This window comes from Nocardia sp. NPDC004340 (genome assembly GCF_053602575.1).
In genome coordinates, this window is record NZ_JBSGDW010000019.1 from 23,994 (window position 1) to 48,192 (window position 24,199).

At 67.6% G+C, this 24,199-nt stretch carries 26 protein-coding genes and 1 riboswitch; of the genes, 17 read left to right on the forward strand and 9 right to left on the reverse strand.

Going from position 1 to position 24,199, the window contains the following annotated elements; genetic code table 11:
• Positions 1-26 precede the first annotated feature (26 nt).
• Positions 27-407 (reverse strand): NADH-quinone oxidoreductase subunit A, encoded by a 381-nt coding sequence (locus ACWEOI_RS34875; RefSeq protein ID WP_433665697.1) that lies wholly within the window; start codon positions 405-407, stop codon positions 27-29.
• A 261-nt stretch (positions 408-668) separates the two neighbouring features.
• On the reverse strand, positions 669-1,088 hold the full coding sequence (locus ACWEOI_RS34880; protein ID WP_433665698.1) for an Rv3143 family two-component system response regulator: 420 nt from the start codon (positions 1,086-1,088) through the stop codon (positions 669-671).
• A gap of 127 nt (positions 1,089-1,215) precedes the next feature.
• Between ACWEOI_RS34880 and ACWEOI_RS34885 the strand changes: the two genes are divergently transcribed.
• The 6 genes from ACWEOI_RS34885 (at position 1,216) to ACWEOI_RS34910 (ending at position 7,261) form a co-directional block, all read left to right on the forward strand.
• Complete coding sequence (locus ACWEOI_RS34885; RefSeq protein WP_452362333.1) at positions 1,216-2,763, forward strand: hypothetical protein; 1,548 nt, start codon at positions 1,216-1,218, stop codon at positions 2,761-2,763.
• Positions 2,760-3,203, forward strand: coding sequence for a hypothetical protein (locus ACWEOI_RS34890; RefSeq protein WP_433665700.1), 444 nt, complete (start codon positions 2,760-2,762; stop codon positions 3,201-3,203). The genes ACWEOI_RS34885 and ACWEOI_RS34890 overlap by 4 nt, the downstream gene beginning before the upstream one ends.
• Positions 3,200-4,309, forward strand: coding sequence for an FHA domain-containing protein (locus tag ACWEOI_RS34895; protein WP_452362334.1), 1,110 nt, complete (start codon positions 3,200-3,202; stop codon positions 4,307-4,309). Before ACWEOI_RS34890 ends, ACWEOI_RS34895 begins: the two co-directional genes overlap by 4 nt.
• Before the next feature lie 72 nt (positions 4,310-4,381).
• Positions 4,382-5,758 (forward strand): dihydrolipoyl dehydrogenase family protein, encoded by a 1,377-nt coding sequence (locus tag ACWEOI_RS34900; protein ID WP_452362335.1) that lies wholly within the window; start codon positions 4,382-4,384, stop codon positions 5,756-5,758.
• Positions 5,759-5,848: 90 nt separating this feature from the next.
• Entirely contained in the window at positions 5,849-6,277 is a 429-nt protein-coding gene (locus tag ACWEOI_RS34905; RefSeq protein WP_452362336.1) for a CBS domain-containing protein, read from the forward strand.
• Between the two features lie 114 nt (positions 6,278-6,391).
• Positions 6,392-7,261, forward strand: a complete 870-nt coding sequence (locus tag ACWEOI_RS34910; protein ID WP_452362337.1) for an LLM class flavin-dependent oxidoreductase — start codon at positions 6,392-6,394, stop codon at positions 7,259-7,261.
• Positions 7,262-7,309: 48 nt separating this feature from the next.
• Here ACWEOI_RS34910 and ACWEOI_RS34915 read toward each other — a convergent pair whose 3' ends face one another.
• Positions 7,310-7,711 carry a nuclear transport factor 2 family protein gene (locus ACWEOI_RS34915; RefSeq protein WP_452362338.1) on the reverse strand — a complete coding sequence of 134 codons (402 nt, stop codon included), beginning with the start codon at positions 7,709-7,711 and terminating at the stop codon, positions 7,310-7,312.
• A gap of 102 nt (positions 7,712-7,813) precedes the next feature.
• Positions 7,814-8,062, reverse strand: coding sequence for a hypothetical protein (locus ACWEOI_RS34920; RefSeq protein WP_433665706.1), 249 nt, complete (start codon positions 8,060-8,062; stop codon positions 7,814-7,816).
• 180 nt (positions 8,063-8,242) lie between these two features.
• Between ACWEOI_RS34920 and ACWEOI_RS34925 the strand changes: the two genes are divergently transcribed.
• The 3 genes from ACWEOI_RS34925 to ACWEOI_RS34935 all read left to right on the forward strand — a co-directional run bounded on the left by ACWEOI_RS34925 (position 8,243) and on the right by ACWEOI_RS34935 (position 11,487).
• Positions 8,243-9,403, forward strand: coding sequence for a helix-turn-helix domain-containing protein (locus ACWEOI_RS34925; protein ID WP_452362339.1), 1,161 nt, complete (start codon positions 8,243-8,245; stop codon positions 9,401-9,403).
• Positions 9,404-9,582: 179 nt separating this feature from the next.
• Entirely contained in the window at positions 9,583-9,813 is a 231-nt protein-coding gene (locus ACWEOI_RS34930; RefSeq protein ID WP_452362340.1) for a hypothetical protein, read from the forward strand.
• 168 nt (positions 9,814-9,981) lie between these two features.
• A complete protein-coding gene (locus ACWEOI_RS34935) occupies positions 9,982-11,487 on the forward strand; it encodes an FAD-binding protein (protein ID WP_433665709.1) in 1,506 nt (501 codons plus the stop codon).
• 31 nt (positions 11,488-11,518) lie between these two features.
• Here the strand turns inward: ACWEOI_RS34935 and ACWEOI_RS34940 are convergent, their stop codons facing one another.
• Complete coding sequence (locus ACWEOI_RS34940; protein WP_433665710.1) at positions 11,519-11,881, reverse strand: MarR family transcriptional regulator; 363 nt, start codon at positions 11,879-11,881, stop codon at positions 11,519-11,521.
• A 98-nt stretch (positions 11,882-11,979) separates the two neighbouring features.
• On the reverse strand, positions 11,980-13,746 hold the full coding sequence (locus tag ACWEOI_RS34945) for an MFS transporter (RefSeq protein WP_433665711.1): 1,767 nt from the start codon (positions 13,744-13,746) through the stop codon (positions 11,980-11,982).
• A gap of 226 nt (positions 13,747-13,972) precedes the next feature.
• On the opposite strand from ACWEOI_RS34945, the gene ACWEOI_RS34950 reads away from it, so the two are divergent.
• Positions 13,973-14,308, forward strand: coding sequence for a hypothetical protein (locus ACWEOI_RS34950; RefSeq protein ID WP_452362341.1), 336 nt, complete (start codon positions 13,973-13,975; stop codon positions 14,306-14,308).
• Positions 14,309-14,520: 212 nt separating this feature from the next.
• On the forward strand, positions 14,521-15,246 hold the full coding sequence (locus tag ACWEOI_RS34955) for an MspA family porin (protein WP_452362342.1): 726 nt from the start codon (positions 14,521-14,523) through the stop codon (positions 15,244-15,246).
• A gap of 20 nt (positions 15,247-15,266) precedes the next feature.
• On the opposite strand, the gene ACWEOI_RS34960 is transcribed toward ACWEOI_RS34955, so the two are convergent.
• The gene (locus ACWEOI_RS34960) at positions 15,267-15,752 is read right to left on the reverse strand and encodes a polyketide cyclase (RefSeq protein ID WP_433665714.1); all 486 of its coding nucleotides are present in this window, start codon (positions 15,750-15,752) and stop codon (positions 15,267-15,269) included.
• A 79-nt stretch (positions 15,753-15,831) separates the two neighbouring features.
• Positions 15,832-15,912, forward strand: a riboswitch (ZMP/ZTP riboswitch).
• Positions 15,913-15,940: 28 nt separating this feature from the next.
• On the opposite strand from ACWEOI_RS34960, the gene ACWEOI_RS34965 reads away from it, so the two are divergent.
• On the forward strand, positions 15,941-17,080 hold the full coding sequence (locus ACWEOI_RS34965) for a hypothetical protein (protein WP_452362343.1): 1,140 nt from the start codon (positions 15,941-15,943) through the stop codon (positions 17,078-17,080).
• Between the two features lie 49 nt (positions 17,081-17,129).
• Here the strand turns inward: ACWEOI_RS34965 and ACWEOI_RS34970 are convergent, their stop codons facing one another.
• Together ACWEOI_RS34970 and ACWEOI_RS34975 are read right to left on the reverse strand one after the other, a co-directional pair.
• A complete protein-coding gene (locus ACWEOI_RS34970) occupies positions 17,130-17,945 on the reverse strand; it encodes a hypothetical protein (RefSeq protein ID WP_433665715.1) in 816 nt (271 codons plus the stop codon).
• 102 nt (positions 17,946-18,047) lie between these two features.
• Entirely contained in the window at positions 18,048-18,923 is an 876-nt protein-coding gene (locus ACWEOI_RS34975; RefSeq protein ID WP_452362344.1) for a LysR family transcriptional regulator, read from the reverse strand.
• A gap of 123 nt (positions 18,924-19,046) precedes the next feature.
• Between ACWEOI_RS34975 and ACWEOI_RS34980 the strand changes: the two genes are divergently transcribed.
• Genes ACWEOI_RS34980 through ACWEOI_RS35000 form a run of 5 tightly spaced genes read left to right on the forward strand, consistent with a single transcriptional unit; the run spans position 19,047 to position 24,054 of the window.
• Entirely contained in the window at positions 19,047-20,495 is a 1,449-nt protein-coding gene (locus ACWEOI_RS34980) for a form I ribulose bisphosphate carboxylase large subunit (RefSeq protein WP_379099534.1), read from the forward strand.
• Positions 20,496-20,508: 13 nt separating this feature from the next.
• Positions 20,509-20,931: a ribulose bisphosphate carboxylase small subunit gene (locus ACWEOI_RS34985; protein ID WP_357081801.1), complete on the forward strand. Its 423-nt coding sequence runs from the start codon at positions 20,509-20,511 to the stop codon at positions 20,929-20,931.
• 25 nt (positions 20,932-20,956) lie between these two features.
• Positions 20,957-22,033, forward strand: a complete 1,077-nt coding sequence (locus ACWEOI_RS34990) for an AAA family ATPase (protein WP_433665717.1) — start codon at positions 20,957-20,959, stop codon at positions 22,031-22,033.
• Between the two features lie 16 nt (positions 22,034-22,049).
• Complete coding sequence (locus ACWEOI_RS34995; RefSeq protein WP_433665718.1) at positions 22,050-23,126, forward strand: class 1 fructose-bisphosphatase; 1,077 nt, start codon at positions 22,050-22,052, stop codon at positions 23,124-23,126.
• Positions 23,127-23,172: 46 nt separating this feature from the next.
• On the forward strand, positions 23,173-24,054 hold the full coding sequence (locus ACWEOI_RS35000; RefSeq protein WP_379279274.1) for a phosphoribulokinase: 882 nt from the start codon (positions 23,173-23,175) through the stop codon (positions 24,052-24,054).
• Positions 24,055-24,199: the final 145 nt, after the last annotated feature.

Below are 24,199 nucleotides of genomic sequence, written 5' to 3' on the forward strand. Positions count from 1 at the left end.
GTGAATGGAAATCCCCTGTGCGCCGCTCAATCCCAGCTGAGACCGCCGCGCCGCCACTCGTAGGCGTAGGCGACCGAGACGTTGAAGATGAACAACGCCATGGCGGCCAGCCCGAACACTCCGAGTGCGTCGAAGTGCACGGCCCACGGGTAGAGGAAGACGATCTCGATGTCGAAGATGATGAACAGCATGGCGGTGAGGTAGTACTTCACCGGAAAGCGTTGGCCCGCAGTGTTTCCCGGACCACCCCCGACCGCGTGCGGGGTCGGCTCGATACCGCATTCGTAGGCCTCGAGCTTGGCCCGGTTGTAGCGTTTGGGGCCGATCAGGGCCGCCAGGAAAATGGAGAACACCCCGAACGCGGCGGCGACCGCGCCGAGAACCAGGGTCGGTACCTCGATATTCACTTCAGCACTACCCCTCCTGCGAGCTGGACGACGCACTACGGACGGCAGCGGGCGCGGAGGGATGATGTCAGTGGTGCATGGCAGTCATGCATCTCCCCGCGCTCCTGTGAGCTACGGCACAGATTACAACTCGGACGAGAAGATACATGACGATTCGCGATCGCGTTTGATCGAATTCGGAACGGTCTTTTATGACCGATTGGACGTAATCCCGAATGTCACGTGACACGGGTTTGCCCTGATCACACGGGCGAAGGAAGATCAGGCCGCGAAGCTATTACCGAGCACACCCAGGACAGCGTCGGTCAACCGGATGGGGTCGATGGGGTGCGGCACCGCCGCTTCCGCGCGCGACCAATTCGCCAGCCAGGCATCATCGGGCCGACCGGTCAGCACGACGATCGGTGGGCAGTCGGCGATTTCGTCCTTGAGCTGCTTGGCCAGGCCGAGACCGCCTTCGGGGGCCGACTCGCCGTCGAGGATCAGCAGATCCAGTCCACCGGCGTCCATCTTCTCGAGGACCACCGGGCCCGTGGCCACCTCGACGTAGTCGATCGGCGGCATATCGGGGTGCGGCCGTCTGCCCAGCGCCAGCATGACCTGGCTCCGGGTATCGGCATCACTGCTGTAAACGAGGACCCGCACGGCGGCGGGACGTTTGGCATCGGCCACGTTCCGCATGCTACGTCGCAGATGGGGCGGCGCGGGGCAGCTTCGCGAGAAGTCCGCGTACGCGTCGCGGAATCGCCTGTCGCGCAATACGTCGATGGCCGTTTGTTCGTAATCCGAGACCGGTACGATCCCGCGAATGAGGGGAGACGTCACCCAACGCCTCATCGAAACCGACGCGTGGACCGACGAGTTGGTGGGGCGAGCCGGGATTCCGGTCTTCGATGTGCCGCTGGTGAGCGCCGGCAGCGGGCTGGGATCGTTCACCCTGTTCGACACCTTGCGGATCTACGGGGTACCCGGGACGGCGATGGCGGTGCTCGGGCCGCAGGACGTGCCGTGGGGGTCGTACGAATACTTGACTCGGGTGTCGCAGATTCCGCGAGAGGAACGGCTGCGCAGTGATTCGGGCGGAACGCCGGACAATATCTGGGGATTTCCGTCCTATGCCCTTCGCGAGGCAATAGCTGAAAAGTCGCTATCCGCTTTGTGGAATGTCCTGACGGAGCCCGTTCTCACCGAGTACCACACGCCTCGGGCGGGGCAGGTCTTCGCGGCGCTCGAGCGCGAATTCCAGCGGGTCGAATATGCGCGATCCCTGCACAAAGGGCAGGTTCGCATGGTGCGCAAACGGAACGGCGGCGGGTACTTCACCATCCTCACGCCACCGGAAGGGGCGTCGGCGACCAAGCGAATCGCGTTTCGCAGCAGTCATGTTCACATCGCCGTCGGGTACTCCGGGCTGCGGCTGCTGCCGGATCTGCAGGAGTACCGCGAACGGTACCGGGATCCGACGCGAGTGGTGAACGCCTACGAGCCGCACGAGCACGTGTACGAGGCATTGCAGCGGCGGCCCGGGACGGTCATGGTGCGCGGCAGCGGGATAGTTGCCAGCCGGGTGCTGCAACGACTGATCGACGATCGGGATCGGCTGCGGCTCAACACCCAGATCCTGCATCTGTTCCGGACCTATGTGGCGGGACCGCAAGGGGACAGCGTGTTCGGGCGGCGGGCGGGCGCGAACGGGTGGGCGTATCAAGCCTTCAACTTTCCCAAGGCGAGCTTCGGCGGGCAGATCAGGCAGCGGCTACGGAAGCTCGAGGGGCGGGAACGGGCGGAGGCGCTGAAGACGCTGGGCGGGACCACGACGCCGCGGCGCAAGCGGTGGGAGGAACAGCTGGCGCGGGGACGCGCGCAGGGCTGGTATCAGATCCTGGTGGGGTCCGCGCGGAATCTGCGGCCCGATCGCACCCGGCCCGGGGTCGTGACGACGGTGGCGCCCGAGCCGGACGGGCCGGGCGGTTTCGCGTCGACCGACCGGCCGGTTGACGTGCATGCCGATTACGTCATCGACTGCACCGGGCTCGAAGCCGACATCCGGGAGCATCGACTGCTCGCCGATCTGCTCGATCACACCGGGGCCCGGCGCAATCCGCTCGGGCGGCTGGATGTGGACCGGACCTTCGAGCTGTTCGGGACCCGCAGCGGGGCCGGGCGGGTGTACGCCTCGGGTAGCGCGACTCTGGGCGGGTATTTCGCTCCCGTGGACTCGTTCGCCGGATTGCAGTACGCGGCCCTGGAGATCGCCGACGACCTGGCGGCGAACGGGTTCTGCCGGCGGCTGGATGCGCTGCGGTCGGTGCGGCAGTGGTGGTTGTGGGTCACCGATCGGCAGATTCCGGTATGACGCCGACGTTGTGGGGGCGGATTCAGACTCGCGTGATCGTGCTCGGGGTGATCGGGGCGGTGACCACGCTGCTCGTGACGCCGGCGCTGCCGATGGGGAAGTTGTCGCTGGAGCAGGGCTATCGGGTCACGCTGACCATGTTGGTGGCGGTCATCCTGCTCGGAGTCGGGTGGGAGCTGGCGTATCACGGTCTGCAGCAATTCCGGTGGGACAAGGACTGGCCGACAGTGTTCGGTCTGGTGACCATCGTGAACGAGGGACTGCTGCTGTGGCTGCTGGTCCGGTACACGTCAGCTTTCGTGCCCCGTGATCTGCGGCCGTCCGCGCCGGCGTTCGGCATCGATTTCACGCTGACCTGGCTGGCGTACTGGGGATTCGTCAACGGCCCGATCCGGGTGGTGCTGCCGCGCTGGCGATATACCGGGGGCCGGGTGCTATGACCGCGCGGGTCGAGGTGGTGCCGGGCCGCCACCTGGTGGCCTGCGTCGACGGGGTGGTCGTGGTTGTCGCGCACCGGGATTCGAGCGTGATCACCGCGGCGTCCGAGGCTATTGCCGTGCTGGACAAGGTGTTGGAGATGGTGGCGGAGGCGTCGTCGCGGGAGACTCGGCGCACCGGACGGACCTTTGCACGGCTGGCAAGCACGTGGCTGATGGGTCGCGCGGACGAGGAGCAGGTCGAATTCGGGGTGCTCACACCGGGAAAGCGGGGGCTGGCGGTCTTTCTGCACGGCCGGGTCACGGCGATGCTCGAGGGGACCGATGACCGGGAGGTGTTGCACGGCCGCGATGCCGGATTCAGTGTCGATCGGGTGGTGAGTCCCGCGCCGGGGCGCGCGGCCGCGGTTTTCGTCGACGACGGCGAGCCGCGGAAGAGCCTGCCCCGGGAGAGCGTGTGGTCGCTGCGCGACGGGCGGGTGCCGGGTTCGGGAGCGGTGATGTGGTTGGGGGAGAAGGCGAATACGCCCGAGGCCGAGATCGCAACCGGAGGTCGGGACCCGGTTCCGCGCGATTCCGGCAGTGCGCGCACCATTGCGCCCACTGCCATTCCAGCAGGAATCGAGACCACTCCCACCGGTGTCGTGGTGCACGGATTCAGGTGCGCCCGCGGGCATCTCAACGACCCCCGCGTGTCCTTCTGCGTCGTGTGCGGGATTCGTATGGAGCAGCTGACCTGTGTCCTCGCCCCCGGCATCCGGCCGCCGCTGGGTGTTCTGCTGCTCGACGACGGTACCTCCTACGTCCTCGACAGCGATCTCGTGATCGGCCGCGAGCCCGCCCGCTCACCGCGGGTGCGGCGTGGCGCGCAAGCGATCCGCATCCCCGACGCGACCGGGGGCATGTCGCGCGTCCACGCCGAGATCCGCCTCGTGGACTGGGATGTCCTGGTCATGGATCGCGGGTCCGCCAACGGCACCCACATCCGCCCGCCCGGCCGCCCCGACTGGATCCGCGCCGCACCCGGCCAACCCACCGTCCTGGCGCCCGGCAGCCAATTGCTGCTCGGAGGACGCGTCTTCACCTTCGACTCGCCGCACGGACGCTGACGGCGGGGGTTGGTTCGGTCCGGCCGGATGTGGGGATAGCGTCACTGGGAGCTGACGAGCGAAGGAGCACGCGTGACTGCCGAATCCGTTGATGTCGTGGTGATCGGGATGGGGCCCGGAGGGGAGGACGTGGCCACGCGGGTGGCGCGGGGCGGACTCGCCGTCGTCGGGGTCGAGGGGCGGTTGGTGGGCGGGGAGTGCCCGTATTACGCGTGTGTGCCGACCAAGATGATGGTTCGGGCGGCGGGGGTGCTGGCCGAGGCTCGGCGGGTGGAGGGGCTCGCGGGGTCGGCCACGGTGCAGGCGGATTGGCGGCCGGTCGCGGCGCGGATCCGGGAGGAGGCCACCGACGATTGGGACGACCGGGTGGCGGTCGAACGGTTCGAGAAAGCGGGTGGGCGGTTCGTGCGCGGGTGGGGGCGGATCAGTGCGCCGGGAGAGGTGACCGTGGCGACCGATGGTGGAGAGCGGGTGTTTCGGGCGCGGCGGGGGATCGTGCTGAATCCGGGGACGGAACCGGCCGTTCCGCCGCTCGACGGGCTGGCGGGGACGCCGTTCTGGACGAATCGGGACGCGGTCCCGGCTACCGAGGTGCCGGAGTCGCTCATCGTGCTGGGCGGGGGACCCGTGGGGGCGGAGTTCGCGCAGATCTTCGCGCGGTTCGGGGCGCGGGTGACCGTGGTCGTGCCGCGGCGGCTGTTGCCGCAGGACGAGCCGGAGGCGGGGCAGCTGCTGGCGAAAGTGTTCGAGGAGGAGGGGATCGAGGTCCGGGGCGGGGTTCGGGGGACTGCGGTGCGGCACGACGGGCGCGAGTTCGCACTGACGTTCGACAATGGCGAGGTGTTGCGTGCCGAGCGGTTGCTCGTCGCGGCGGGGCGGCGAACCGAACTGGCGGGCTTGGGAATCGGGGCGGTCGGCTTGGACGAGTCGGCCAGGTCAATACCGGTGGACAATCGGCTGCGAGCGGCCGAAGGGGTGTGGGCGCTCGGCGATATCACCGGGCAGGGCGCTTTCACTCACGTGTCCATGTATCAGGCGCGGATCGCGGCACAGGACATTCTCGGTAGCGGGGACGAAGTCGCGCGGTATCACGCCGTACCACGGGTGACATTCACCGATCCCGAGGTCGGGGCGGTCGGTATGACCGAGGAGCAAGCCCGGTCGGCCGGCCTGACGGTCCGGGTCGGAATCACCGAAGTACCTGCGTCCACGCGGGGTTGGATCCACAAAGCGGGCAATGCCGGGTTCATCAAACTGGTCGAGGACGCCGACCGCGGGGTGCTCGTCGGCGCGTGCTCGGCCGGGCCGGAGGGCGGCGAAGTGCTCAGCGCCCTGTCGGTAGCCGTCCACGCCCAGGTCCCGACCGCGACCCTGCGGGAGATGATCCTCGCCTACCCGACCTTCCATCGTGCCATCGAATCGGCGCTCGATGCCCTCGCGTCCGTTTAGGCATCGAATCGCAATCGTTGCTGTTCACACCGGTGTAACAGCGGCATCCTGGTAACCATCGATAGTCCTAGCTGGTTGGGCGGTGGGCACATGCGAATCTCGGAAATCCTGCGCCGGAAGGGCGGCGAAGTCGTCACGATTGCACCCGATGCAACCGTGCGCGAACTGCTCAGAATCCTGGCGGCACACAACGTCGGCGCGGCCATCGTCTCCCCGGACGGCACCGCCATGGCCGGCATCGTCTCCGAACGAGACATCGTCCGCCGCCTCGACCGCGACGGCGCACCCCTGCTGGACGCCCCGGTCTCCACCATCATGACCGCGGCCCTCCACACCTGCTCCCCGGACGACAATGTCGAGACTCTCAACGCCATCATGACCGAACACCGAATCCGCCACCTTCCCGTCCTCGAGGACGGCCGGATGATCGGCATAGTCAGCATCGGCGACGTGGTCAAAAGCCAGATCTCCGAACTCGAAACCGAACGCGAAGCCCTCGTCCGCTACCTCCACAGCTGACCGGCACCGCGCCGCCATCGCGGCCGGAAAACATTGACCTCGAGTCGAGTTGAGGTTGCAGGGTAGGGGATTGTGCAGACAATCCCTGTGGAGATCGGTGTCATCCTGCCTTCGGTGGCGACACAACGGGCTCAGAAACTTGATATAGGCGCCGCTGCTCGTCATGCCGAGGAGGTCGGGCTGGATGGGGTTTGGCACGGGGATCACCTGTCGATCGGTGTGCCTGTGCTGGATTGCACGATTGCCCTGGCGGTCGCGGCGGCCGCGACCGAACGGGTGCGGATCGGCACCAGTGTCTACGTTCCGGCGCTGCGGCCGCTGACCTGGGCGGCCAAGCAGGTGGCGAGCTTGCAGCATGTCAGTGATGGGCGTCTGATCCTCGGTGTGGGGTCCGGGGGCGGTCCGGGTCAGTGGGCGGCGGCAGGGATTCCGTTCGGGGAGCGGGGTGCTCGCACCGATACCGCGCTGCGTGTGTTGCCTGAGTTGTTGGCGGGCAAGCGGGTCGCTCTCCCCGATATGCCGGAGCCGATCGAGATCGAATTGGCGCCATCCGTTCCGGTTCCGCCGGTGTTGGTCGGAAACCACTCGGCTCCCGCCCGGCGGCGGGCCGCGGAGCTGGCGGACGGGTGGTTTCCGTCGCTGATCCCACCGGCCCAGGTGGCAGCCGGGCTCGTCGAAATCACCGAACTCGCCGCGCAGTATCAGCGACCGGCGCCCACGGTCACCATCGGCGCGACCGGAGTTCTCGGCACCGGTACGGATCTGCCTACCCGCGCCGCGATCGCCGCTGGAATCAGCCAGAACTACGGGAAGTCGATCGAGGAGACCTTGCCGATTCCGATCACCGGATCCATCGAGCAAGCCGCCGAACGCATAGCCGCCTACCGGGACGCCGGCGCCCACCGCCTCGTCATCGGTATTGCCGGAGGCGACTGGCGGCGGCAGTGCGAGTTGCTGGCGCAGGTGCGTTCCGCGCTCAGTTGACCTGCCGAGAAGGCTACTACCGGGCTGGTAGCCAGTCCGGCGGGCTGCCTACGGGGTCAAGGGCTTTCGGCGGGGGATCACTCGGCGGTGGGTGATGCGCCAGCCGTGGCGGGTGCGGTGGAGGGTGTCCTCGTAGGTGACGCTGGTGGTCGTGGCGTCGGTGTTGACGGCCAGGCCTTTGGAGATCGCGTGGGCCGTGTCGCCGTTCAGGGCTGTGACCATCACATTGGTGACGTGGTGGGCGAGGGGGTTGGCGTCGCCCAGTTCGCGTGCCATGTCGCGGAGGGCTTCCACTCCGGGCACGGTGCCCGCGCCGAAAGCGGTCAGGTCGTAGGTGAGGTCCTCGGTGAATACCTCGGTCCATCGGTCGAACTCGCCTGAATCGCTCAGATGTCCGTGCAGGGCGAGCAGTTCGTGGATTGCCAGTCTGTCCGCAACCGAATCCGTCATCCCCACACCAGATCACGAATCGGCGCGGTCAGCCACGGATTTTCGCGGCGTTCGGCGGGCGGGCCAGCCCGAGCTCGAGTGCGCGGGCTGGTGCCGGACGGATCAGTCGGTCCAGATGGAGAGGTACCAGAGACCGTCGGCGCCCAGGGTGCATTCGTAGATGTCGTCGCCGGGGACGAGCTGGGTGCCGTCGGGGCGGGTGAAGGTGCCGGTTTCGCCGTCGGCGTCGCAGGCGGCCTCGGTGGGGTAGTTGCCGTCCACCTGCCACTCGGTGTCCTTGCCGGCGTGGGCGGTGCCCATCGCGGCGATCAGGCCGAGGGTGACCAGGGACGTCGTTGCGAGCTTCTTCATATGGTGTTCCTTTTCACGAAAGAGCCCGGTCGACGGTCTCAGGTATGACCGACTGGCCGGGCTGCCACACGATACTTCAGCACGGGGGTCCGACAAATCCGGCAGCGGCCGGACCGCTTGGCGCTCAGGACGTTCCGCTACCGGCTGCGCATGCCGGGGTGGCCGACCTAGTCTGGAGCGATGAGCGGCGACCTTGGTCAGCGGCTGCAATCGGTTCGGAAGCGGCGGGGGCTCACGCAGCGGGAGCTGGCCGCGAATTCGGCTGTCTCGGTGTCTCTGATCCGGAAGATCGAGCAGGGGGAGCGGGACGACACACGGATCGAGACGCTGCGGCGGTTGGCGGTGGCCCTGGGATGCCCGCTGACCGCGCTCATCGGCCCCGCGCCCGGCGCGCCGGAGAGCAGGGACGGCGAGTTGTGGGCCGCCACCAGGCGAGCGATCGATGCGCCTCGGCCGGACGTGGCGGTGGAGCCGCACACGGAACAGGCTGTGGCCGAATCCCTTGTGGCGGCCGTGCGGTTCTACCACGACAACCGGTATGAGCTGCTGGCGCGAGTCCTGCCCGATCTGGTGGACGCGAGTGACCGTGTCTCGCCCGTGCTGCGCGCGCGGATTCTCCAGCTGACCGGCTCGGTCATGGTCCAGACACGGCAATTGGGAACGGCGCGCAGAGTGCTCGATCGCGCGCTGGCGGCGGCGCAGGCGAGCGATGATCTACTCGACGCCGCGTCCGTCGTCGTCACGCTGTGCTGGCTGCTCCTGGTGGAGCGGCGATTTCAGCAGGTCGACAACCTGGCGATCGAATGGGCCGACCGGATCGAGCCACGGATCTCGACCGCCACCGAACGCGAGCTCTCCACCTGGGGCTGGCTGTTGTTGCGTGGGTCGGCGGCGGCGATCCGCGACAACCGGCCCGACGACGCCGATGACATGATGCGGTTCGCGCAATCCGCCGCAGTGGCGGTCAAACGCGAACCGATTGGCTACCAGTACTATTGGACGATCTTCGGTCCCGCCACGGTGGCCATGAAGCGCGTCGAGAACGCGGTCATCGACGACCGGCCCGACCTGGCACTGCAGTTGGCCCATGACGTGCCGCCCGGACTGCGGCCCACCTCCGACAACCGCAATCGGCATCTCCTCGACGTCGCCCAAGCCCACCTCGACCTCGTCCGGCCAGATCCGGCCCTGGACATCCTGCTTCGGCTCTCCCGCGAGGCCCGCCCCTGGCTGATCGAGCAGCGTTTGGCCAAGGACCTCCTGGCCAGGCTGATCGGCAGACGCCGAACCCTCAATCCGGAGAAGCGCGCCCTCGCCGATCTCATCCGCCTCGAATACTGATCGCTCCGTGGCACTTCCGCTGTCGGACCCCGGAAAGTGCCATTGCCGCAGAATTTCCGCGGCCCGATGCTTATTCGGAATCCGCTGGAAGCACACTCGACGATCGAGAGGGCGAGCAATGAACCCCGGGGCTCTGGGATATCTCCGCGAAGACGTGTCCGGCTCGCGACGGCAGTGGGATGAGCGGCGGATTCGGGCCGCATACCGATCGGCCGGTGCACCGGTTGCGGGTGCTGGTCGCGAATTTGGGGGTGGACGCGGTGATCGTGCCGAGTCTGGAGCATTTCGAGGGTGGGGAGGTGCCGGGAGAGTTGGTGCGGCGGGCGGATGTGATCACCGTCAGTCCGGAGGAGACGTTCGCGCGGTGGATCGTTCCGCCGGATGCGGTGGCCGACATGTGGTCCCGGTAGACGGCATGCCATGGACACACCAGCACCCGTTTCGACGAATGAACGGTGGGTGAACCATGATCAATTGGTGCCGTGTCGTTCGATGGAAACAGGTGGGTCGCGAACTTTGATGTCGAAAACGAATAACTCGGCGGCACAGCGGATCTCCGGCAGATCGAGGGGGCTGGTGTGAGACCCCAATTCTCGCGCAGCGTGTTTCTGCGCGGAGCTCTCGGAATCGCGGTCGCCGGTGTGGGTTTCGCGGGGGCCACGCGGCTGCCGACATCGGTCGCGACACCGGATACCGGGTCGTCCGGCGCGAACGCCGGAGACCTGGGCAGTGCTTCGGGATCGGGCAGTGGCAGCGCCGACCCGAAATGGCGTGAGCTGAAAGGGAAACTGCGCGGCCGGGTCGTCCTGCCGGGGGACTACGGATACCCGGGCGTGAAAGAGGTCTTCAACACTCGCTTCGACAACGAGATGCCCGAGGCGATCGTGCAGATCGCCGACGCCCAGGACGCCGCCGCCACCTTCGAGTTCGCGGCCGAGAACGACCTCCTGGTGGCGGCCCGCGCCGGCGGCCACTCCTATGCGGGAATGTCCACGGCGACCGGCACACTCGTCATCGACGTGCGGCGCATGCAGGGCATTCGCGCCGAGGGCGGTAAGGCGGTCATCGCACCCGGCCACACCCTCTACGACATCTATCGCGAGCTGGATCGCGGCGGGCTGAGCCTGCCCTCCGGCATGTGCCCGGGCGTCGGCATCGCCGGTCTCACCCTGGGCGGCGGACTCGGCAACGAGTCCCGCGCCCACGGCCTCACCGGCGACCGGCTCACCGCCGCCACCGTGGTCCTGCCCGACGGCACCATCACCGAGGTCTCCGCCACCACCCGCCCGGATCTGTTCTGGGCCTTGCGCGGCGGGGGCCCGCACTTCGGCGTCGTCACCTCGTTCACCTTCGAGACCATCCCGTCGACGCCGAAAGACGTAGTGCGCCTGACCTTCCAGGGCGACGAGGCGGCGACTGTCATCGCGGGCTGGCAGGAGTGGCTGCGCTCGGCCCCGCGCGAGCAGTGGGCCGATGTCAGCATCGACGCCGACGGCTTGGGCGGCATGCACTGCTGGATGCAGCTGGTCTGTCCCGCGGGGACTTCCGAAACCGTCACCGCCGAACTCGTCGACGCCATCGGCGTCGCCCCCGGCATCGTCGAACCCCGCACCCTGTCCCACCTGGAAGCGGTCCTCTACCTGGCGGGCGGTACCGCCGATCAGCCGCGCGCCGCCTTCACCAACGGCTCCGACATCGTCGCCGAGCTCACCCCCGACACCATCGGACGCATCCTCGAGGTGGTCGCCCGCTTCTCGAGCGTCGGCGGTACCGGCTGGGTCCAGATCAACGCCCTCGACGGAGCGATCCGCGACCTGGCCCCCGACGCCACCGCTTTCCCCTGGCGCGACCACGCCGCCCTCGTGGAATGGGGAGCGTACGAACCCATCCCGCACGAATCGGCGCTGGCCTGGCTGGCCGACGCGCACGCCACCATGGCCCCCGACTCCGTCGGCGCCTACATCAACTACCTCGAGCCGGGCGACCCGCTGTCCCGCTACTACGGCTCCAACTACCCCCGCCTGGCTGAGCTCCGCGGCCTGGTGGACCCCAACAACCGCATCCGCTCGGTCCTGACCGCCTGACCCCCGCCCTCCGGGGCGGGGGAGTCCCCCGCTACTGGTCGAGGGCCTGGATGAGGGTGTTGAGGCCGGAACTGACGGATGCGCGCTGGGCGGGAGTGAGGGTTTCCAGCGCGGCGGCGAAACGCTGGATGCGGGCCGAGGTGAGGCCGGTGACCAGATTGTGGGCCGCCTCGGTGGCGGTGAGCAGCTGGGCCCGGCCGTCTTCGGGATCCGCGTCGCGGGTGAGGTAGCCGCCCTTTTCCAGACCCGTCACTATGCGGGACATGGTCGGTGCGCTCACCCGCTCGATCGAGGCCAGGTCGCCCAGCCGCAGGGGACCCGAGCGGGCGACCGTCGCGAGGGCGGACGCCGCGCCGGGGCTGAGCGCCCCGAGGTCGCCGGAGTGGCGCAACAAGCGCAGCAGGCGGCCGATGGTGTGGTATAGGTCGGCGGCCTCGGTGAGCTGGTCGGGGTCGGCGACGCTCGTGGGCTCGGACAGCGTGATCTCCTCCGTCAGATTCCCTCGCGGGCGGCTTCACGCAATTCGGCCGCCTCGTCCGTGACAGTCGGGCTACCGGCGAACCAGGAGGCCGCCGCGCCGATCAGCATCATAATCGCGGCTCCCAGGAAGACCACGACCAGACCCGAGTGGAACGGTCCGGAGATCAAGTGCGGGAAGAACTCCTGACCGGTGAGCACATCGCCGTGCACGCCGGGGTGGTCGAGAGTGCCGGTGGGGCCGAGCAATTCCTTGATCGGGTTGTAGCCGAGGAAGGCCGCGAACAGGCTGCCCACCGGAGGCATGTCCGAGATCGCCTCGGCGGCCGGCGCGGGCACGCCCTGCTCCTGCAGGCCCGAATTCATGGCGTCGGGCAGCGTATTCGACAGGCCGACGATCATCAGCGAGAAGAACAGGCCGATCGACAGCGCCATACCGCCGTTGAACAGCGTGCCGCGCATACCGGAGGCCACACCGCGCTGCGCGGCGGGCACCGACGACATCACCTCGGCGGTGTTCGGCGACGCGAACATGCCGGACCCGAGGCCGTTGAGGGCGATGACGAGCGCGAACACCCAGTAGTCGAAGTCGACCGGCAGCACGACGAGCAGCACGAACGTCAGAGCGGTGATCAGCATGCCGACGGTGGCGAACAGCCGCGCGCCGTACCGGTCCGACAGCTTGCCCGACACCGGTCCGGCGATGAGGAATCCGACGGTCAGCGGCAGCAGGTAGATGCCCGCCCACAGCGGCGTCTGCTCGAACGAGAACCCGTGCAGCGGCAGCCAGATACCCTGCAGCCAGATGATCAGCATGAACTGCAGACCGCCGCGGCCCAGCGAGGACATCAGCCCGGCGATATTGCCCAGCGCGAACGCCCGGTTCTTGAACAGCGACATATTGAACATCGGCTGCGCGACCTTGGACTCGATCACGCAGAACACGGCCAGCAGGATGATGCCGCCGATCACGGCGCCCAGCACCCACGGGTTGGTCCAGCCGGTCTTCGAATCCCCGTGCGGCTGAATGCCGTAGGTGATGCCGGTCAGCAACGCGGTCAAGCCCAGCGCGAACGTGATGGTGCCCGGCAGATCCAGCGATCCCGGATTGCGCTGGCCATTGTCGTGCAGCGAGCGATAGGACCAGATGGTGCCGATGATGCCGAACGGCACGCTCACCCAGAAGATGGCCTTCCAATCCCACTGCGCCAGTACGCCGCCCATGAGCAGACCGAGGAACGAGCCGGCCACCGCCGCGACCTGATTGATCCCGAGCGCGAACCCGCGTTCGTCGGCCGGGAAGGCGTCGGTGAGGATCGCGCTCGCGTTGGCCATCAGCATCGCGCCGCCGACGCCCTGGATCACCCGCCAGGCGATCAGCCACACCGCCCCGCCGCCGTGCGTGAACGGATCGAACGACAAGGCCACGGCCGCGAAGCTGAACACCACGAACCCGTAGTTGTAGATCTTCACCCGCCCGACCATGTCGCCGAGCCGCCCGAACATGACCACGAGCACGGCCGAGGACAGCAGGAAGCCCATCATCAGCCACAGCAGGTAGCTGACATTGGCCGGTTCCAGGGGGTTGAGCCCGATGCCGCGGAAGATGTCGGGCAGCGAGATCGTCACGATCGAGGAGTTGATGGTGACCATGAGCATGCCCAGCGTCGTATTCGACAGGGCCACCCACTTGTACCGGGGGTGATCGTGCTCGATCCGGAGTCGTCTCCGAATGGTCTGGACGTCACCGGCATCCAATCCGGTGGTAGGGGCCGCAGCCATCAGAGCCTCCCGCGAGTCTGCGAACGAACTTCCCCAATATAGTTGCATGTTGCTAACTAACGAAATCGGGCGTGCCTCACTCAGTGGAATGCCTTGCGGTCAAAAACAGAGCGTTGTACGGGTTTCGCGGACCGCGCCGAGGTGAGCGCTGGTTTCGCGGAGGGGAATTCGAGCACCGTGAGCACTGGACGACGGCGGACGGCGATCATGACTCTGGCGACCCGGCGTGCTGGCGGGCGTGTGCCTGCCGACCGCGCTCGCGGACGCACCCCCGGCCACCGGCAGCCAGTTCATCCGCCACCTCAACGCCGCGGGCGACACCGACCCCGGCATCACCTACACCGTGATAGCCAGCCGCGCCGACCAGGTCTCCACCCCACCGGAGGCCACCTTCCTCACCGCCGGCCCCGAGGCCCCCGTCCGCAACATCTGGGTCCAAGACCTCTGCCCCGCAGACACTTTCGACCACGGCATCCTCCCGCGGTCACCCACCGTCGACTACCTGGTCGAACAGGCCCTCGACCCCGCCTACTCCGGCGACGCCTGCCCACCCGGCAACTGACCGCGGGCAACCGGAATACGTATCGTGCCGACTTCTCCTGCGCGGCACGGATTCCCGGCTGATCGCAAATGTGAAACCACCGATTCCCGCCGGTCGACACGCGAGCCGCAGCGCACCAGTCCGGCACGATTTGCAGTTACGCTGCTATTCGGGACATGCGCCTGCGGTATCGAGCTCGTACACCTCTTCGAGAACGAGAACAGGATCCGGTTATGCGACATGCGCTCATGGCCACCGCGGCAGTTACAGCCGTGGCCGGTGTCACCCTGGCGAGCCTATGGGCCTGGGGTGCCGATGCGGTCGGGGCTCAGCCGCCCGGCGGGGATGTTTCCGGCGCGGGAGTGCATATCGTCGCGTCGGTCGACAGCGTCGAGGTGAATCCGCCCGGAAACCGGACGCCGAACTTCCTGATGACGTTCTCCCATGCCGCGCAGATGTCGGGCAATTACTCGGTCACCGTGGACGGTGGCCCGATCACATCCGGTCAGGCCGTCGCGGGGTTCATCCTCGGCTGCGGAATCAGCGTGGCCGGCGGCGTCACCGTCGGCATCGAACCCAACCAAGGTCTGGCCGCCGCCATCTCCCCGTCGGTGGCCCCGGGGAGCGTCTCCGCCAGCCCGCCGAGCGGGACGGTCACGCCCAGCGCTTCGGTCACCGCGCCCGACATCAGTCTCGGACCCAGTGTGGGCGGGGCGCTGGGTGTGACGGAAGTCTTGACGGCCACCATGGGGCCCGGCCAGGTCACCACGGCGACCACGGCGACCGCCGCCTTGGACAGCGGCACCATGTTCCCGTTCCAAATCATGTTCAACAACGCCGCATTGAACGTCGCGCAGTGCGCTTCGCCGGTGTCCGCGGTCCCCTTCGTCACCACCACGGTGAGCACCGCGCAGGGCGTCATACAGACCACCGGCTACGGCGACCAGTTCACCTTCTGAACCCGGCCGGTCGCCCAGGCCTACTGTGAGGGCAGTTCCGGCCGGGATTTTCCCGGGGCGACGGTGCGGGCGAGAATGCCGAGGGTGGCACGGAGGGCGCTTTCGGGGATCACCGGGAAGATATCGGCGTCCTTGAATTCCTGGGGGACCGCGGACCAGTCGTAATAGGACGTCACGAGAGTGCCCGCTGCGATGGGCTCGAGGTAGTAGCCGTAGACGTGGCCCGGCTCGACTCGGCCGCGAACGGTCCAGGCGATCTGCTTGTCCCGTTCGAATGCGACGATCTCGACCGTCACGTCGTACAGACCGAGCGGGTAGTCGTTGAGAGCCTCGCGATCCATGTGCACGACGAACGTGTCGCCGGTGGCGGTGACGAGGTCTCCGCTGGCCGCCATCAACATGCCGGAGCTGTCGATGGAAACGTGGCCTTGCGGATCGCTCAGGATGGCGAAGATCTCGGCCGCCGATGCGGCAACGGCCCGCTGCACTCTAAATTGTTCTGACACAACAGGATTCTACGCACCCGCACCGAGGCGGGCGACCCGCCACCCGCTCGGTCCCGAAACCCCCCGGAAGCGTGCACTACAGTGGTGTCGCGACTGGCGTGACGTGGACAAGACCACGAGGAAGCGCATAATCGGAGCGTCGTCCGCCTGGGTGCTCCCGAACTCGAGTTCGGGAAGTGGGCACCATCATGGATCTTCGGTACGGCATGAATCCCCATCAGCGAGCCCGCGTGGTCGACGGCAGCGCCGAACACATTCGCGTGTTGCACGGTTCCGCGTCGCTGATCAACTACCTCGACCTGATCAACGCCTGGCAGCTGGTCGCTGAGGCACAGGCCGCGACCGCCCGGGTGGCGGCAACCTCGTTCAAGCACGTCTCACCGGCCGGGGCGGCGCTCGACGGGGAGCTCGACGAAACCCTCCGCGAGTCCTGGGGTTTGGGTGACACCGGCCTCGGACCGGTTGCCGCCGCCTACATTCGCGCTCGCGACGCCGATCCGCGCTCCTCGTACGGCGACATGATCGCGGTGTCCGCGCCCGTGGACGACGAACTGGCCGACCTGCTGGGCGGCGTGGTGTCCGACGGCATCATCGCGCCGGGCTACGCGCCCGGGACCGTCGCGAAGCTGGCCCGCAAGAAGGGCGGCCGCTTCCTGGTCGTCGAGGTCGATCCCGCGTACCGGCCGCCGGAGACCGAGAGCCGCACCGTCTTCGGCGTCATCCTCGAGCAGGACCGTGACCGGCAGCCCATCACCGCGGAGCTGATCCGGGTGGCCGATGGGCCCGCCCTCACCGAGGCGGTGGTCTCGGACGCGCTGCTCGGCATGATCACCGCCCGCTACACGCAGTCGAACACGGTGGTCCTGGTGCGCGACGGCATGACCGTCGGCGTCGGGGCGGGCCAGCAGTCCCGGGTGGACTGCACCCTGCTGGCCGGAGCCAAGGCCCGCACCTGGTGGAACCGCCGCCACCCGGCCATCCGCGCGCTGCCACTGCCCGCGTCCCTACCCCGGCAGGAGCGCCTGAACTGGCGGATCGCCCTCGCCGCAGGCACTCTCACCGCCACCCAGCACACCGAACTCGCGGACCTGCTGACCGAGCCGACCTCCGCCCCCGACCTCAGCGCCTGGACGCGTCAGCTCTCGGGCCTCACGCTCGTGTCCGACGGCTACCTGCCCTTCCGTGACAATGTCGACGTCGCCGCCGCCCACGGCGTCACCGCGATCATCGAACCCGCCGGAGCCCTGCGCGCCGACGCCATCATCGACGCCTGCCGCGAACACCGGATCACCCTCGCGCGCACCGACCTCCGCATGTTCCACCACTGACCGGTTTCCCGGCGACCGGCACCTGACCGCGGCACAAGCGATGCCGCGGTCAGCGTGGCCGGGTCGGCAGGACCGGGGGGACGAGCGTCGGTAGGCGACTGTAGGGGAAGGTGGGCTGGACGAAACTGGGGCGGTCGAGGGTGAAATTGGGCTGTCGGGCGGGCGGGTCCGTGTGGGGCTCGCGTAGCGCCATGGCGAGTACGAAGACGAATATGCCTGCTATGGCCACCGCCGCCAGCATGATCAGGTTGGATTCGCGCTTTCCCGGTTCTGCGTATGGCGCCGGGCGGTGGGGGACGTTCCTCGTTCGAGGGGCGGATGGTGCCCGCGGCGGTGGCGGCGGGCGGTGAACCGGCTGCGCGGCATAGGGCGCCCCACCGGCCTCGCGCAGCACCGTCGGCAGCGTGTACTCGATGCCGTCGAGCATCGAACCCAGCACATCCGACTGCACGCGGTCCAATAATTCGCGGCGTTGCAGGCCGCTGTGCAGCGCGCGGGCGGCCGCCGCGGACTCATCGGCGATCAATCCGAGAACGACCAACCCGACGGGAATCGGCCAGAGGCGGTACCGGGTCGCCAAGCGGCCGGAGACATCCAGGGCGATCGCGCACTGATCGGTGAGGCGCGCGTTCTCCCACCGGCCCGCGCCGCGGCTCGGGCGGTCGATCATCCCCTTGCGCTCGATCGCATCGGCATCGCCGGTGTCCAAGCAGATTCGCGACCAGTCACCCGACCCGTCCGCTCGCATCAATGCCACCAGCAGGTCACCCGTGTCGACGGGAGCCGGAGCCCTGGCGACCGCGGCTAGTCGCAATGCGACGACCACCGTCGTATGGAAGCGGGCACCATCGAGTACGCCAGCCATGAATCATCTCCCCCGGCTGGGCCGAAAACCGGAGTACGTACCGCTCCGTTTGCGAGGAGAGTACAGCGTCGACAGTGTCCTGTCAGGGGATATTCGACGACCTCAGACACCACGAAATGCTTTGTCGCCGACTCGATCCGGGTCCGTGATGTGGGAGAGGAACAGGCGCGCGGCGGGGGTGGGGGTGCGGGTGGTGACGGCGTGCCAGGGGCGGGTGAGGGGAGTGCCCTCGACGGGGAGGATCTCCAGGCGGCCGGTGGCGAGATCGGCGGCGACGGCGTCGGAGTGGATGAGGGTGATGCCGAGACCCTCGCGTGCGGCGGCCAGGGCGGCGCCGTGGGTGCCGAGAGTCAGTGTGGGCGGATGGATTTGGAGGCGGTCGAAGAGGGCGAGGGTGGTGTCGCGGGTGCCCGAACCTTTGCCGCGCAGGAGCCAGATGGCGTCACAGGGGTCGGGCCAGCGGGAGGGCGCGCCGACGACGACGAGTTGGCAGGGGCGGCGGGCGCGGGTGACGAGGCCGGTGTCGCGGGGCGGGCGGCCGGCGACCACGAGGTCGGTTTCGTGGTGGGTGAGTTCGAGGAACAGGACGTCGCGGGGGTGGATCGACAGGCCCAGTTCGATGTCGGGATACCGGGTTCGGAACGATGCCAGCAGGTGGAGCAGGACGTATTCGCCCGCGGTGGCGACGACGCCGATGCGCAGCCGGCCGGTCTCGGCCTCCCGGACGGCGGCGTGCGCTTCCTTCATCAGACCGAGGATGCTGCGGCAGTAATCGGCGTACACCCGCCCGGCTTCGGTGAGCGCGATGCCGCGCCCGGATTTGGTCACGAGTTTCGCGCCGAGTTGTTTCTCGATGTGTGCTACGGCCGCAGAGGCGGCGGCCTCGGTGATGTGCAACTGGGCGGCGGCGCGGCGAATGCTGGAGTGCTTGGCAACGGCGAGAAAGGTTTCCATGCGCACCGCGCTCACCGTACCCATACTCAACAGTAGCAAACCCGACGAAAAGGTTGAGCGAGAACAGAAACAATCGAATTGTTTGTCGTTAACGGGCCCGTCATCCTGGGAATCGCAAGTGACCCAACCCGGTTCGCAGGAGGAAAGATGGCCGGATCTGACGATGATCAGCGCAGCCGGTGGGATCCGGGCGTGCAGTCGTATGCGTCGATGGGATACTACAACCCGGACTACGAGCCGAAGGACACCGACGTCCTCGCGGTGTTCCGGGTGACGCCCCAGGACGGCGTCGACCCGATCGAGGCGTCGGCGGCCGTCGCCGGTGAATCCTCCACCGCCACTTGGACAGTCGTCTGGACCGACCGCCTCACCGCGCACAACCGGTACCAGGCCAAGTGCTACCGCGTCGAGGAGGTGCCGGGTCGCCCGGGCGAGTACTTCGCCTACGTCGCCTACGATCTGGACCTCTTCGAGGAGGGCTCCATCACGAACCTCACGTCCTCGGTGATCGGCAATGTGTTCGGTTTCAAACCGCTGAAGGCATTGCGGCTGGAGGATATGCGTATTCCCGTGGCGTATGTCAAGACCTTCCAGGGTCCGCCGCACGGAATCGTGATGGAGCGCGAGTATCTCAACAAATACGGCCGACCGCTACTGGGCGCGACGGTGAAACCGAAACTCGGGCTCTCCGCGCGCAACTACGGTCGTGTGGTGTACGAGGCCTGCAAGGGCGGACTCGATTTCACCAAGGACGACGAGAACATCAACTCGCAGCCGTTCATGCGCTGGCGTGACCGCTACCTGTTCGCCATGGAGGGCGTCAACCGCGCCATCGCCGAAACCGGTGAATTGAAGGGCCATTACCTCAATGTCACCGCCGCCACCATGGAGGACATGTACGAGCGCGCGGAGTTCGCGAAATCGCTCGGCAGCTGCATCATCATGATCGACCTGACGGTCGGCTACACAGCCATGCAGTCGATCTCGAAGTGGGCGCGCACCAACGGCATGCTGCTGCACCTGCACCGGGCCGGGCACTCCACCTTCACCCGCCAGAAGACGCACGGCGTCAGCTTCCGGGTACTGGCCAAGTGGTGCCGGTTGATCGGCGTCGACCACCTGCACGCGGGCACGGTCATCGGCAAACTCGAAGGCGACCCGCACACCGTGCGCGGCTTCTACGACACCTTGCGCGACAACCACATCCCCACGAACCCGGTCAACGGCATCTTCTTCGACCAGGACTGGGCCAGCCTGCCCGGCGTCATGCCGGTCGCCTCCGGCGGCATCCACGCCGGCCAGATGCACCAGCTGCTGGACCTGTTCGGCGACGACGCCATCCTGCAGTTCGGCGGCGGCACCATCGGACACCCGATGGGCATCGCGGCGGGCGCGGAGGCCAACCGGGTCGCGCTCGAAGCGGTGGTCAAGGCACGCAACGAGGGTCGCGATCTGCTCAAGGAGGGCCCGGACGTGCTGCGCCGCTCCGCCGAGAGCTGCCGCCCGCTCGAGGTCGCCCTGCAGACCTGGGGTGACGTCACCTTCGAATACACCTCCACCGACGCCCCCGACGCCGTCCCCACGGCCTCCCGCTGAAAGTCGAGCCACCATGCATCTGCGCCAAGGCACCTTCTCGCACCTGCCGGACTTCGACGACACCGAGATCGCCGCCCAGGTCCGCTACGCCCTGCTCAACAACTGGCCGGTGTCGATCGAGTACACCGACGATCCGCACCCGCGCAACAACTACTGGGAGATGTGGGGCCTGCCCCTGTTCGATCTGGACGAGCCCGACGGTGTGCTCGCCGAGATCAACGCCTGCCGGGCCACGTTCCCGCGGCACTACATTCGCGTCAACGCCTACGACGCCTCCTACGGCCGCCAGACCACGGCGCTGAGCTTCATCGTGCAGCGCCCGGCCGACGAACCCGGTTTCCGCCTCGACCGCACCGAGGGCGCGGACCGCAGCCAGCGCTACGGCTTCCACGCCTACTCGTCGGATCAGCGATCCGGCCAAAGATACGGCGGCTGAACATCTTTCGGATCAGGAGGTTATCGTGAGCTCGGAACACCCCGCGGCATCGGACGGCCGGCAGCCTGCAGCCGGCCGCCCGGCGGGCGGGTTCCAGATGCATCGGCCCGGGGCCACGAGCCCGGGCCCGCTGCGCGGCACGGCCGCCGACGCGTCTCCCCGACCAGAGGACACCGTGGCGGCCGGCCACCTACTGGAACCGCTGGCCGACGACGCCGTCCTGGACCTGTCGACCGACGTCGCGGGCAAGGACGTCGAGGACACCCTCACCCGCCTGGACGCCGAACTGGTGGGCCTGGCCAATGTCAAACGCCGGGTCCGCGAGATCGCCGCCCTGCTGCTCATCGATCGCGCCCGCCAGCGCTTCGGCCTGCAGGCCACCCGCCCGACCATGCACATGAGCTTCACCGGCGGCCCCGGCACCGGCAAGACCACCGTGGCGCTGCGCATGGCCGAGATGCTGCACGCCCTCGGCTACATCCGGAAACCCAAGGTGCACACCGTCACCCGCGACGACCTGGTCGGCCAGTTCATCGGCCACACCGCGCCCAAGACCAAGGAGGCGCTCGCGAAGGCGGCCGGGGGAGTGCTGTTCATCGACGAGGCCTACTACCTGTTCCGCCCCGAGAACGAGCGCGACTACGGGCAGGAGGTCATCGAGATCCTGCTGCAGGAGATGGAGAATGAGCGCACCAGCCTGGTGGTCATCTTCGCCGGCTATCCCGACCGGATGGACACCTTCTTCTCCGCCAACCCCGGCCTGTCCTCGCGGGTTGCCCACCACATCGAGTTCCCCGACTACACCCACGAGGAGCTGCTGGCCATCGCCGAGCTCATGGTGCGCCAGGAGAACTTCCGCTTCGATCCCGAAGCCGCGCAAGCCTTCTCGCGCTACCTGGAGCTGCGCATGGCCCGCCCCCGCTTCGCCAATGCCCGCAGCGTGCGCAATGCCCTCGACCGCTGCCGGCTGCGGCAGGCCAAACGCCTGGTCGAACTGCATCGGCCGGTCGGCCGCACCGATCTGATCACCCTGACGGACAGCGACGTCCTCGGCAGCAGTGTGTTCACGGACGCCCTCGCCGACGAGGGGGCATCTCCATGAGGGAATGAGAGGGATTGTGCCCGAAGGATTGAAGACCCTGACCCGGTACACCATCGAGCAGGAGCACAAGCATCCCGGCTCCTCCGGGGAGTTCTCGGCGCTGCTGAACGTGCTCGCCACCGCCACCAAGATCATCGCGAATCAAGTGACCCGGGGAGCGATCGTCGGCTCCCTGGGCGCCTCCGATGCCGACAACCTGCCGGTCACGGTGCACCGCAAGATGGATGCCATCGCCAACGACATCATGGTGTCGGAAAGCCAGTGGACCGGACCGCTCGCCGCCCTGGTGTCGGAACAGATGCGTGAATGCCATCAGGTGCCCACCGAGATCCGGCGCGGCAAGTACCTGCTCGCCTTCGATCCGCTCGACGGGTCGAGCAATATCGACGTGAACCTGCCGGTCGGCACGATCTTCAGTGTGCTGCGCGCACCCGAGGACGGGCGCGTCCCCGCCGGGCACGACTTCCTGCAGCCGGGCGTGCAGCAGGTCTGCGCGGGCTTCACGCTGTACGGGCCCGCCACCATGCTGGTGCTCACCACCGGCAGCGGCGTGGACGGGTTCACCCTCGACCGCGAGGTGGGCGCGTTCGTGCTCACCCACCCGCGCATGCGCATCCCCGACGACACCTCCGGATTCGCGATCAACGCCGCCAACGAGCGGTTCTGGGAGCGCCCGGTGCGCCGCTACGTCCACGAATGCCTCGAAGGCGTGGACGGGCCGCGCGGGCGCGACTTCAATATGCGCTGGGTCGCCTCGCTGGTGGCCGACACCTTCCACATCCTCACCCGCGGCGGGCTCTACATGTATCCGCGCGACACCCGCAATCCCGAACGGCCGGGCCGGGTCTCGCTGCTGTACGGGGCCAATCCGATCGCCTTCGTGGTCGAGCAGGCCGGGGGAGCGGCCTCCACCGGGCACGAACGCGTCCTGGACGTGCGGCCCGAGGAACTGCATCAGCGGGTGCCGTTCATCTTCGGCTCCCGCAACGAGGTCGAGCGGATCGAGCGCTATCACCGCGAACCGGAGGAGGGGCCCAGCTTCGACGCCTCGCTCTTCGGTTCCCGCTCACTGTTCCGCGCGGCCCGTCATTGAACGGCCGGGCGCGCGAAACCTGCTGTCCGGCAATCGAGGAGGTGCCATGTCGGTCAAACATCCCGTGGTCGCGATCACCGGGTCGTCCGGTGCGGGGACGACCAGCGTCACGCGAACCTTCCAGGAGATATTCCGCCGCGAGGGAATCAACGCGGCCATCGTGGAAGGGGATTCGTTCCATCGCTACGACCGCAACGAGATGAAACTGGCCATGGCCGAAGCCGAACAGCAGCGCAATCTCACGTTCTCGCATTTCGGGCCGGAAGCGAATCTGCTCCCCGAACTCGAGACGCTGTTCCGCGACTACGGGGACACCGGCGTCGGGGCGGTGCGCCGCTACCTGCACGACGACGAGGAGGCCAAACCCTACGGACAGCCCGCGGGCACCTTCACCCCGTGGGTGGAACTGCCGCCGGGCAGCGACCTGCTGTTCTACGAGGGCCTGCACGGGGCCGCGGTCGGCGAGGACGTCGACGTCGGGCAATACACCGACCTGCTGGTGGGCGTGGTGCCGATCATCAATCTGGAGTGGATTCAGAAGGTGCACCGCGACAAGACCGAACGCGGCTACTCCAGCGAGGCCATCATCGACACCATTCTGCGACGCATGCCCGACTACGTGAAACACATCTGCCCGCAGTTCTCGCGAACCTATGTGAACTTCCAGCGGGTGCCGACCGTCGACACCTCGAATCCCTTCACCGCCCGGACCATTCCGACCGCGGACGAGAGTTTCGTGGTGATCCGCTTCGCCGACCCGAAGGTGATCGACTTCCCATATCTGCTGTCCATGCTGCACGACTCGTTCATGTCGCGGCCCAACAGCATCGTGGTACCGGGCGGGAAGATGGATCTGGCCATGCAGCTCATCTTCACGCCGCTGATCCTGCGGCTGATGGACAAGCGGCCCAAGCGGCCGCTGCGCTGAAACAGTGTGCCCGGCAACGAGAATGGCGGGGGGCCCCCCAACTCCGGCCACGCCCGACAAACACACCTAAGCGGTATTGTAGTCGGGGTCCCCCGATGAGCGACAGATGTACTAGTACACAGCCAAAACAAAAAAAAGAACATCA